This is a genomic window from Pseudomonas sp. BN417, from assembly GCF_029871205.1.
In the GTDB taxonomy this organism is placed as follows: domain Bacteria; phylum Pseudomonadota; class Gammaproteobacteria; order Pseudomonadales; family Pseudomonadaceae; genus Metapseudomonas.
Map to the genome: position 1 here is coordinate 1 of NZ_SSOJ01000044.1, position 10778 is coordinate 10778.

Sequence of the window (10778 nt, forward strand, 5' to 3'; positions counted from 1 at the left end):
CTTTCCCGGCCCTGGGCAGTGAGGTAGCTAACCTCATTGCCCTGGAGAGATACAAGGATGGGTCGGGCGGCGTTCCGCGAGCCTGCGATACCCATCGATCCGGACTGAAGGCGGCGAAGGTGGTGGGGTAGGGCTGGGGCTTGATCGTGGCAAACCTTGTGGGGGCGAATTCATTCGCCAAGCAGGCCGAAGGTCTGCCCGTTGCTCCGAGCCACTGGGACCGCTACGCGGTCCTCAGCGAATGAATTCGCCCCCACAGAAAAGCGGCAGCTTCGGCGCAGATCTCACACCTGGCTCTGTTCCCCACTGAACACCAGCGTCACCCGGCAGCGCCGGCAGTAGTAGCGGCGGCCGCGGGCCACCAGGGCATGGCGCTGGGAGGAGAAGGGATGGCCGTCGGGGCAGGCGCAGCGGTAGAGGTAGCGGGTGACCTTGCGCCGCTTCACTTCATAGTTGTGGCAGCGGTTGGGCGGTAGCTCGTAAACGCCGCGCATGATCAGCTGCCATTCCTCGCCATGGGGCTGGATGCGCGATCCGAACAGCTGGTGGGCCACCAGGTGCGCCACTTCGTGGGCCACGGTCTGGCGGAGGAAGTCTTCCTGGTTCTCGCGGTAGAGCTGCGGGTTGAAGCGCAGCTTGTTCTCGTCCAGATGGGCGACGCCAGCTTTCTGCCCGCGCAGCTTGAAGCTCACTTCGGGGCGGGGGAATCGGCATTTGAAAAAGTCTTCGGCCTGCTGGTAGCAGGTTTCGACGCGGGCAAGTAACTGCTCGGGCATAGGGCACTCCGTTGGCGCGGAATTATGCCGCAAACCCGGACCCTTCCGGAGGCGATGACGCCGAGCGGTCATCCTCGACCAAACGGAAAAGGCCGCCCGCAGGCGGCCTCGTTCTCAGAAGGAGATCATCAACTGGTGTACACCGGCCCCAGGCCGAAGCCCCAGAGGATCACGGCCGACGCGATCATCGCCACCAGCACCACCAGACCCACCGCCAGCACCGAGCTGGAGAACAGGAAGCCTTCGTCCTTGGGAATGTTCATGAAGGTGGGAATGCCCACGTAGAGCAGGTACACCGTGTAACAGATGGCCAGGGTGCCCACCGTCGCGCCGAACCACAGGTGTGGGTAGAGCGCCGCCAGGCCGCCGATGAACAGCGGGGTTGCGCAGTAGGCGGCGAAGACGATGCACTCGGTGACGCTCGGGTTGGCGTCGTAGGTGCGCGCCATCCAGTGGATGAAGCCACCCATCACCGCCACGCCGGCCAGCATCGCCAGGTACGACATGATGGACATCTGCATTGCACTGGCCTGGGTGAGCATGACGGGATCGCCCTTGCCCAGGACCCAGCCCACCTGGGTAGTGCCGATATAAGCGGAGATCACGGGAATTGCAGCAAGGATCAGGACGTGGGTGAGATACATGTGGCTAACGCTTTCCTCTTCGCCACGAATCTCCTGCCACTCTTGATCGGGATGGGTGAAGAGCCCCCAAACGTGGTGGATCATGCTGAACACCTCCTCATTATTATGAGGTCGCCCCCCAGCGAAGCGCCGGGGGCGCGTAGCCAGCGCCACCCGGTGCCCGGCCGACCTATGCGACCTTATGTCGCAGTATAGGCAGGCAAGTTGCCGCCGCCTTAGAGCGAATCGAAGATTCAGCTTCAGCTGTAATAGCGTTGAAGTATTTCCATGGCTTTGTTGATCGATTGCAGCCGCGAAGTGCTGCCGCCGCGATCGGGGTGGTGCAGGCTCACCAACTGGCGGTAGCGCTGCTTGATCAGGGCCAGGCTGAGCGGCTGGCTGCCGTCATGCAGGCCAAAGAGTTCCAGGGCCGCGAGCTTTTCTTCGCTGCCCTGCATGCGCGTCCAGAAGCTGGCCAGCAGCCGTTCCACATCCTCCTCGGTGGTTTCCCGCAGGTTCTTCAGGTCCAGATAGTAGTCCCGCAGCGGGTCCAGTTCGCTGAGGGCGGCCGTCGCCCCGGCTTCGTAAGGCAGCAACTGGACGCACAGGGGGCTGATGGCGAGCTGGGCGAGGCCCTCGCCGTTCAGCCGGTCGCGAAGGAGGTAGAGGGCGTTGAACACCAGGAAGTGGGTGCGGAACAGCACCAGTCTGTCGGTGAGTTCGAGGTGGGGGATGTGGGTGGAGTGACGGGCCTTGAGCGCCTGGATCAGTTGGTATTCGCTCAAGCCTTCGGGCGCCCCGCGCAAGAGTTCGTGGAGCTGGTCGCTGAGGTCCAGGGCGGGGTCGAGGTCGCTGTTCATCGGCGGGAGCCTAGCACAGGCTGTCGATGGGGCTGGGGCCGCGCGCGCTTTGTGCGTAAAATAGCCAGCTTTTCGCATCTCCCCCCGGATTCCAGAGCACCATGGGCACCCTTTCGGTCAACCAGAACAAACTGCAGAAACGCATCCGCCGCCTGGCCGGCGAGGCCATCGCCGACTTCAACATGATCGAGGATGGCGACAAGGTCATGGTCTGCCTGTCCGGCGGCAAGGACAGCTACACCATGCTGGACGTGCTGCTGTACCTGCAGAAAGTCGCGCCGATCAAGTTCGAGATCGTCGCCGTGAACATGGACCAGAAGCAGCCGGGCTTCCCCGAACACGTGCTGCCGGCCTACCTGGAGTCCATCGGCGTGGCGTACCACATCATCGAGAAGGACACCTACTCGGTGGTGAAGGAGAAGATCCCGGAAGGCAAGACCACCTGCTCGCTCTGCTCGCGCCTGCGCCGTGGCACGCTCTACACCTTCGCCGACGAGATCGGCGCGACCAAGATGGCCCTGGGGCACCACCGCGACGACATCCTGGAAACCTTCTTCCTCAACATGTTCTACGGCGGCACCCTCAAGGCCATGCCGCCGAAGCTGCGCGCCGACGACGGCCGCAACGTGGTCATCCGCCCGCTGGCCTACTGCAACGAGGCCGACATCGAGGCGTATTCCATCCTCAAGGAGTTCCCGATCATCCCGTGCAACCTCTGCGGCTCCCAGGAGAACCTGCAGCGCCAGGTGGTCAAGGAGATGCTCCAGGACTGGGAGCGCAAGTCGCCAGGCCGTACCGAGATCATGTTCCGCGCCCTGCAGAACGTGGTGCCCTCGCAGCTGGCCGACCGCAACCTCTTCGACTTCGCCAGCCTGCGCATAGACGAAACCGCGGCGCCGCGCACGCTGGACGTGGTCAATATCTGATCCATGCCCGTGTAGGGGCGAGCTGGCTCGCGAAGGTTCGCCAGCAAGCTGGCTCCTACAGGGAATCGTTTCCGCATCGAAAGGACACTGCATGCGCGATTACCGCTGGCTTCACGAATACTGCCTGAACCGCTTCGGCTCGGCCGAAGCCCTGGAAGCGCGCCTGCCGCAGCCACGCAGCGATGCCGAGCTGCGGGCACTCCCTGATGACCGTTACCTGTCGCTGATCGCCCTGCGGGTGTTCCGCGCCGGGCTCAAGCACAGCCTGGTGGACGCCAAATGGCCGGCGTTCGAAGAGGCGTTCTTCGGCTTCGACCCGGAGAAGGTGGTGCTGATGGGCGCCGAGCACCTCGAGCGGTTGATGCACGACACGCGCCTGATCCGTCACCTGGGCAAGCTCAAGAGCGTGCCGCGCAACGCCCAGTTGGTGCTGGACGTGGCGAAGGAGAAGGGCAGCTTCGGCGCGCTGATCGCCGACTGGCCGGTGACCGAGATCGTCGGCCTGTGGAAGTACCTGGCCAAACACGGCCACCAGTTGGGCGGGCTGTCGGCGCCGCGCTTCTTGCGCATGGTCGGCAAGGACACCTTCATTCCCACCGATGACATGGTCGCCGCCCTCAAGGCCCAGGACATCATCGACAAGGCGCCCACCAGCCAGAAGGACCTGGCGCAAGTCCAGGCCGCCTTCAACCAGTGGCATGCCGAGAGCGGCCGGCCGCTGTGCCAGCTTTCGGTGATGCTGGCGCACACCGTCAATCACTGAGTTCGCCTTGCGCTGTGCGGCGTCCCGGATGGACACTGGGCGCCGGTCGGAAACAGGGGCGAGACATGTCGGATATCCAGCGCGTCGCGGCGGCCTTGAAGGCGGCGAAGAGAATCCTGGTGATCACCGGGGCGGGGCTTTCGGCCGATTCGGGCCTGCCCACCTACCGTGGCCTGGGCGGCCTCTACAACGGCATGACGGAGGAGGGGTTGCCCATCGAGGCAGCGCTCTCGGGCCCCATGCTGCAGCGCAATCCGGCGCTCTGCTGGAAGTATCTCGCCCAACTCGGCCGCGCTTGCCTGGGCGCCGGGCCGAATGCCGGGCATGAAGCCATCGCCGAACTGCAGCGGCGCAAGCCCGACTGCTGGGTCCTGACGCAGAACATCGACGGCTATCACCGCCAGGCGGGTTCGCCGCCGGAACGGCTGATCGAGATCCACGGCGAACTGTCGCCGCTCTACTGCCAGTCCTGCGGGGCGGAAAGTCCCGACCTTGCCCGACATCTGGCAGGAGAAATGCCTCCCAAATGCCCTGAATGTGGTGGTATTCTCCGTCCGCCCGTGGTGCTGTTCGAGGAAATGCTCCCAGAGCAGGCCATCGACAGCCTCTACGCCGAGCTACGCAAGGGATTCGATGCGGTGATCTCGGTGGGAACCACGGCGAGCTTTCCCTACATCATCGAGCCCGTTGTCCGCACCCGCCAGGCAGGCGGTTTCACCGTGGAAATCAACCCGGCTCGCACCGATCTCAGCCCGGTGGTCGATGTTCACCTGCAAGGAAAGGCCTTAGAAGTTCTGCAAGGACTGATAAGTCACATTTCAGGCGATTAAATTTGCATATCAGGGCGATAGAAGGCATAGTCGCGCCTTCATCAAAAGACACCCGACACGGTCGTGCCCATGCTGAAGCGCTTCGCACCCCTCGTGCCCCTGACTTTCGCCCTGTTTCTCGCCGCTTGCACAGGTAATGTGCAGCAGCAACCCCAGTTCCAATCCCAGGCCCCGGTGGCCGATGGTGCGCCCGACTCGCTGCTGAACGAGCCCGGCGTGAAGGACTTGGCTGACCTCACCGACGACGAGCCCTACCGGATGCCGTCCCTGGCCGATGGCCTGCTCGAGCGCGGTTACGAACTGGTGGGCACCCCTTACCGCTTCGGCGGCCGTTCGCTGAAGACTGGCTTCGACTGCAGCGGCTTCGTCGGCTACCTGTTCAAGGAAGAGGCTGGTATCCAGCTGCCGCGCTCCACTCGCGAGCTGATCAACCTGGATGCCCCGGTGATCGCCCGCAGCGAACTGCAGCCCGGCGATATCGTGTTCTTCAACAACCGTGGCCGTGGCCGCGTCAGCCATGCCGGCATCTATATAGGTGACGACCAGTTCATCCATTCCAGCAGCAGCCGCAGTGGTGGCGTGCGTGTCGATAGCCTCGATGACCGCTACTGGAAGACCAGCTACATGGAAGCCAAGCGCGTCCTGGCGATGAACAGCCCGACCCGGCACTCGCTGCAGCGCTGATCCAGCGGATTGCGAGACGACAAGCCGAGGCGGCCCGAGTGGCCGCCTCGGCTTTTTTCTGTCCGGGGAGGAACTTTTTCTGCTCAACCACGCAGCTTCCTCTTGCAATATCATTGTGAGATCAGCAAATTAGCGTGCATTCCTCAAGTCAGGACTGACTTGCCATGCTCGCACCGGACCGCCTCGCCATTCTTGCCCTGGCTGCGCTGCTCACCGCTTGCGCGAGCAAGGCGCCTCCGCCCCCTCCCGTCATCACCTCGCCGGCTCCGCAGTTCTCGCCTGTTGCCGACGACGTGTTGTTCCGCGCGTTGGGCCTGGTCGGCACGCCCTACCGCTGGGGCGGCAATACCCCGGACAGCGGTTTCGACTGCAGCGGCCTGATCGGTTACGTCTACCGCGACGCCGCCGGCATCAGCCTTCCACGCTCCACCCGCGAGCTGATCGCCATGCGCGCGCCCAGCGTCGGCATCAGCGCGCTGCAGAGCGGCGACCTGGTGTTCTTCGCCACCAATGGCGGCGGCCAGGTCAGCCATGCCGGCATCTACGTGGGCGAAGGGCGCTTCGTCCACGCGCCGCGCACCGGCGGAACGGTGCGCCTGGACAGCCTGTCGAACAGCTACTGGCAGAGAAGCTACCTGAGCGCCAAGCGGGTAATCTTCGATCCACGCCTGGCCCGCACGCCCTGAGGTCCCCATGACCAACCGCACGCTGAACCTCGACGACGCCCTCTACGGCTACCTCCTCGATGTCTCGCTGCGGGAGACGCCGCTGCTGCAGCGGCTGCGTGCGGAAACCGCGGCCATGCCCATGGCGCGCTGGCAGATCGCCCCGGAGCAGGGGCAGTTCATGGCGCTGCTGGTCAGGCTCATTGGCGCCCGACGCATCCTCGAGGTGGGTACTTTCACCGGCTACAGCGCCCTGTGCATGGCGGCCGAACTACCTGACGACGGCCAACTGGTCTGCTGCGACCTGCCCGGCGACTACAACGCCGTCGCCCGCCGCTATTGGCAGGAGGCGGGGCTGGCCGAGCGCATCGAGCTGCGCCTGGCCCCCGCGCTGGACACCCTGGCCGGGATGGAAGCGGGCAGCTTCGACCTGGCCTTCATCGACGCCGACAAGGCCAATTACCCGGCCTATCTGGAGGAGGCCTTGCGTCTGGTGCGCCAAGGCGGGCTGATCCTCTTCGACAATGTGCTCTGGAGCGGCCGCGTGCTCGAAGCCGAGCCGGACAGCGACGACACCCGCGCCATCCAGGCGCTGAACCGGGCGCTGAAGATCGATGTGCGGGTCGATCTTTCGCTGCTGCCACTGGGCGATGGCCTGACTCTCTGCCGCAAACGCTGACCAGTGGGAGAGGGCGGCAGCGCCCCGCGACCATGCCTGAACCCATACGACTACCACCCCAACCCGATGCCTGCGAACTCTGCGGCCGCGCCGCTGCGCTGACCCGCCATCACCTGATCCCCAAGGCCCTGCACGACAAGCCCTATGTGCAGAAACGCTTCGTGAAGAGCGAGCGCATCACCGCCACCCTCTGGGTCTGCCGTCCCTGCCATAACCAGATCCATCGACTATTCAGCGAAAAGGAACTGGCGCTGACCTTCAACAGCCGCGAAGCCCTGCTGGGTGATGAGCGCCTGCGCAGCTTCGTCGACTGGCTGGCCGGCAAGCCGGCGGGGTTCACTCCCAGGCATTGATGGTCTTGTTGGGAGCTGGGCTTGAGCTTCACATTGCTAGGTATTACCGTCTCTGTTCAGGTAATACCCGAGGGGAAGAAAATGCCTACCACCTTGACCAGCAAAGGCCAGGTCACCATTCCCAAGCCCATTCGCGATGCCTTGCACTTGCTTCCCGGCATGTCTGTCGAGTTCAGGGTCAATGCCCAGGGTGAAGTCGTGCTGCAGCGAGTCGAGCCGCAGCCGGTCTCAAGCGATCGCTTCGACGCGGTTCGCGGCAGGGCCGGCCGCCAGTGGCGCACCGACGAATTGATGAACCTGCTGCGCGGCGAAGACTGATGCTGCTGGTGGATACCAATATCCTGATCGACGTGCTTGCGGACGATCCGGAATGGGCGGACTGGTCAATCCGGCAACTCCGGGCCCAGTCGCTGGTGCATGTGCTGGCGATCAATCCGATCATTTATGCGGAGCTGGCCCTGACCTTTTCCAGCTTCGAGGCCCTGGACGACGTGGTCGGGGAGATGCAGTTGGAGTTTCTGGAGCTTCCGCGCCCGGCGCTGTTCCTGGCCGGCAAGGCGTTTGCCCGCTACCGCAAGGCCGGTGGCAGCAAGCAGAATGTGCTGGCTGACTTCTTCATCGGTGCCCACGCCGCAGTGGAGGGGCTGGCACTTCTGACGCGGGACAGCCGGCGGTATTGCACCTATTTCCCGACACTCGACCTGATCACGCCCGAATTGGCTGACTAGTCCGCCAGGTTTGACGCTCATCCCCCAACCCTCTAACCTTCGCCGCTGCCTCAGGTGCCCCTTGGCTTTGGCCTAAGGGGTGAAACAGGGAAGCCGGTCCATTCCTTCGAAGAATCCGGCGCTGCCCCCGCAACGGTAGGCGAGTAGAAAGCCGCAATCGGCCACTGTGCAGAAGCATGGGAAGGCGCGGCACGGGAGCTCGAGCTCCACTCGCAAGCCCGGAGACCGGCCTGGTGCAAGCAGGGCATCGCGGAGCTGTTCCGCATGCAGTACCCCTTGTAGATGTCGCGCGGGTGGCACGACGGAGATCCAGACCTTGATTCGCAAGCCTTTCATCAGGCCGGCGGCGTTCGCGCTGCTCGGCAGTAGCTCTATTTCCCCCCTGCTGGCCGCAGCGCCCATGACGCTGGACGAGCAGGTGGTCACCGCTACCCGCAGCGAGCGACCGGTGCGCGCCAGCCTGGCCGCGACCACCGTGATCGACCGCGAGGAGATCGAGCGCAGCCAGGCGCGTTCGGTGCCCGAGCTGCTGCGCAAGGTGCCGGGCGTGACCCTCAGCAACAACGGCGGGCCGGGCAAGCAGACCGCCGTGTTCATGCGTGGTACCGAGTCCGATCATGTGCTGGTGTTGATCGACGGCATCAAGGTGGGGTCGGTCAGTAACGGCCTCACCGCCTTCCAGGACCTGCCGGTGGAGCTGATCGAGCGTATCGAGGTCGTTCGCGGCCCCAGGTCGAGCCTCTATGGCTCGGAAGCCATTGGCGGCGTGATCCAGATCTTCACCCGCAAGGGTGGTGGGGAAGGCGCCAAGCCCTGGTTCTCGGCGGGCTACGGTACCCACGACAGCTATGAAGGCGGCGCCGGCATTTCCGGTGGCGATGGCAAGGCCTGGTACAGCCTCGGCGTCAGCAGCCAGGACACGGACGGTATCGACACGCTCGATGCGCGCAGCAGCTATCACGAGCCCGACGCCGACGGCTACCGAAACCTGTCCGGCAACCTGCGGGGCGGCTATCGCTTCGACAATGGCCTGGAACTCGATGGCACCCTGATGCGTGCCCGCGGCCACAACGACTATGACCTCGTCAGCTCGTTCAATCCCGGAGGAGGGCTGAACGCGAACGCCGACAACGAGCAATGGCTCATCGGCGGTCGTGCCCGGTTCAGCCCGCTGGAGCCCTGGGATGTGACCTTGCAAGCCGGCCGGAGTGAAGACCTTTCCCGCGAAGAGACGGGTGGGCTCTTCTCCTCGCGCTTCGATTCCCAGCGGAGTTCGGCTTCCTGGCTGAACGACGTGACGCTGGCCGAAGGCCATGTGCTGACCCTGGGCTACGACTGGCAACAGGACGAAGTCAGTGGCTCCACGGCCTTCGACAAGGATTCGCGCCTGAACAAGGGCTGGTTCGCCCAGTACCTGGGAGAGCACGGGCGCCAGGACTGGCAGCTCAGCCTGCGCCGCGATGACAACGAGCAGTTCGGCACTCACGACACCGGCAGTGCTGCCTGGGGGTATGCCCTTACGGATGCCGTGCGCTTCAGCCTGAGTTACGGCACCGCCTTCAAGGCGCCGACCTTCAACGAGTTGTACTTCCCCGACTACGGCAACCCGAACCTGGATGCGGAAACGTCCGAAACCCTCGAGGCGGGGCTTGCCGGGCAGCATGACTGGGGACGCTGGTCGGTGAACGCCTTCCGCACCCGCGTGGATGACCTGATCGTTCACGACGCCAATTCGGGCGTTGGTCCGTTCGGCAGCCCGAACAACATCGGCAAGGCGCGTATCGATGGCCTGGAACTGGTCATCGGCAGCCAGTGGCTGGGCTGGGACTGGAACGCCAACGCCAGCTTCCTCGACACCGAGAACCGCGAGTCGGGCGCCAATGCCGGCAACGAGCTCCCGCGTCGTGCCCGCCAGACTTTCAACCTCGACGTCGACCGGCGCATCGGCAGCTTCGGCCTGGGCGCCACCCTGCACGCCGAGGGCCGGCGCTTCGACGATGTGGCCAATGACAAGCGCCTGGCCGGCTATGCCACAGTGGATTTACGCGGCGAGTACTGGCTGAGCGAGGAGTGGCGCCTGCAGGCCAAGGTGACCAACTTGTTGGACGCCGATTACGAAACCGCACTGGACTTCAACCAGCCGGGGCAGGCAGTGTTTTTCACCGTCCGCTACCAGGCGCTCTGACCCGAGGTGACCCCATGACCGAATCCGCCGACCGCGACGCCCGCCACAAGGCGCGCATGCAACGCAAGAAGGCCGTCGTTGACGAGAAGATCGCCCAGGCCCGGGACGAGTACGGCCTGCTGTTGGTGCATACCGGCAACGGCAAGGGCAAGAGCAGCTCGGCCTTCGGCATGGTGGCCAGAGCCCTGGGCCACGGCCTCAAGGTGGGGGTGGTGCAGTTCATCAAGGGCGGCATGTCCACCGGTGAGGAGAACTTCTTCCGCCGCTTCCCGGAGGAGGTCAGCTACCACGTGATGGGCGAGGGCTACACCTGGGACACCCAGGACCGCCAGCGCGATATCGAGAAGGCCCAGCAGGCCTGGGCCGTGGCGCGCACCTTGCTGGACGACCCGCAGGTGGGCCTGGTGGTGCTGGACGAGTTGAATATCGCCCTCAAGCACGGCTACCTGGAGCTGGATACCGTGCTCAAGGACATCGAGTCCCGTCCCGAGCAGCAGCACGTGGTCGCCACCGGCCGCGGCGCGCCGCAAGGGCTGATCGACGCCGCGGACACCGTTACCGAGATGACCCTGGTCAAGCATGCCTTCAAGGCCGGCGTGAAGGCCCAGAAGGGCGTGGAGTTCTGATGCCTGGCACCGCCGCTGCTTTTACCCCCTCTCCGTTCAGGGAGAGGGCGCTTCCAACTCCCTCTCCCTTCAGGGAGAGG

General features: G+C 64.5%; 14 protein-coding genes and 1 riboswitch. Of the genes, 11 read left to right on the forward strand and 3 right to left on the reverse strand.

Annotation, left to right across the window (positions count from 1 at the left end; translation table 11 throughout):
* Window positions 1-284: 284 nt before the first annotated feature.
* From E8F11_RS04030 to E8F11_RS04040, 3 genes are all read right to left on the reverse strand, one after another.
* The gene (locus tag E8F11_RS04030) at window positions 285-776 is read right to left on the reverse strand and encodes a SprT family zinc-dependent metalloprotease (RefSeq protein WP_280287521.1); all 492 of its coding nucleotides are present in this window, start codon (window positions 774-776) and stop codon (window positions 285-287) included.
* A 128-nt stretch (window positions 777-904) separates the two neighbouring features.
* The gene (locus E8F11_RS04035; RefSeq protein WP_280287522.1) at window positions 905-1504 is read right to left on the reverse strand and encodes a Yip1 family protein; all 600 of its coding nucleotides are present in this window, start codon (window positions 1502-1504) and stop codon (window positions 905-907) included.
* Window positions 1505-1659: 155 nt separating this feature from the next.
* On the reverse strand, window positions 1660-2259 hold the full coding sequence (locus E8F11_RS04040; RefSeq protein WP_280287523.1) for a DNA-J related domain-containing protein: 600 nt from the start codon (window positions 2257-2259) through the stop codon (window positions 1660-1662).
* A gap of 101 nt (window positions 2260-2360) precedes the next feature.
* Here E8F11_RS04040 and ttcA point away from each other — a divergent pair, with 101 nt between their 5' ends.
* The 11 genes from ttcA (at window position 2361) to cobO (ending at window position 10698) form a co-directional block, all read left to right on the forward strand.
* Entirely contained in the window at window positions 2361-3185 is an 825-nt protein-coding gene (ttcA, locus tag E8F11_RS04045; RefSeq protein ID WP_280287524.1) for a tRNA 2-thiocytidine(32) synthetase TtcA, read from the forward strand.
* Between the two features lie 91 nt (window positions 3186-3276).
* Entirely contained in the window at window positions 3277-3948 is a 672-nt protein-coding gene (locus E8F11_RS04050; RefSeq protein ID WP_280287525.1) for a DNA-3-methyladenine glycosylase I, read from the forward strand.
* 65 nt (window positions 3949-4013) lie between these two features.
* A complete protein-coding gene (locus E8F11_RS04055) occupies window positions 4014-4778 on the forward strand; it encodes an NAD-dependent deacylase (protein ID WP_280287526.1) in 765 nt (254 codons plus the stop codon).
* A 69-nt stretch (window positions 4779-4847) separates the two neighbouring features.
* A complete protein-coding gene (locus E8F11_RS04060) occupies window positions 4848-5462 on the forward strand; it encodes a C40 family peptidase (protein WP_280287527.1) in 615 nt (204 codons plus the stop codon).
* 164 nt (window positions 5463-5626) lie between these two features.
* Window positions 5627-6148 (forward strand): C40 family peptidase, encoded by a 522-nt coding sequence (locus tag E8F11_RS04065; RefSeq protein WP_280287528.1) that lies wholly within the window; start codon window positions 5627-5629, stop codon window positions 6146-6148.
* 7 nt (window positions 6149-6155) lie between these two features.
* A complete protein-coding gene (locus tag E8F11_RS04070; RefSeq protein WP_280287529.1) occupies window positions 6156-6806 on the forward strand; it encodes an O-methyltransferase in 651 nt (216 codons plus the stop codon).
* A 32-nt stretch (window positions 6807-6838) separates the two neighbouring features.
* Window positions 6839-7159, forward strand: a complete 321-nt coding sequence (locus tag E8F11_RS04075; protein ID WP_280287530.1) for a hypothetical protein — start codon at window positions 6839-6841, stop codon at window positions 7157-7159.
* Between the two features lie 81 nt (window positions 7160-7240).
* Window positions 7241-7477 (forward strand): type II toxin-antitoxin system PrlF family antitoxin, encoded by a 237-nt coding sequence (locus E8F11_RS04080; RefSeq protein ID WP_280287531.1) that lies wholly within the window; start codon window positions 7241-7243, stop codon window positions 7475-7477.
* Window positions 7477-7887, forward strand: coding sequence for a type II toxin-antitoxin system VapC family toxin (locus E8F11_RS04085; RefSeq protein WP_280287532.1), 411 nt, complete (start codon window positions 7477-7479; stop codon window positions 7885-7887). The genes E8F11_RS04080 and E8F11_RS04085 overlap by 1 nt, the downstream gene beginning before the upstream one ends.
* A 35-nt stretch (window positions 7888-7922) precedes the next feature.
* A riboswitch (cobalamin riboswitch) is annotated at window positions 7923-8136 on the forward strand.
* A 70-nt stretch (window positions 8137-8206) separates the two neighbouring features.
* Window positions 8207-10072, forward strand: a complete 1866-nt coding sequence (gene btuB, locus E8F11_RS04090; protein WP_280287584.1) for a TonB-dependent vitamin B12 receptor — start codon at window positions 8207-8209, stop codon at window positions 10070-10072.
* A 14-nt stretch (window positions 10073-10086) separates the two neighbouring features.
* The gene (gene cobO, locus E8F11_RS04095; protein ID WP_280287533.1) at window positions 10087-10698 is read left to right on the forward strand and encodes a cob(I)yrinic acid a,c-diamide adenosyltransferase; all 612 of its coding nucleotides are present in this window, start codon (window positions 10087-10089) and stop codon (window positions 10696-10698) included.
* Window positions 10699-10778 lie beyond the last annotated feature (80 nt).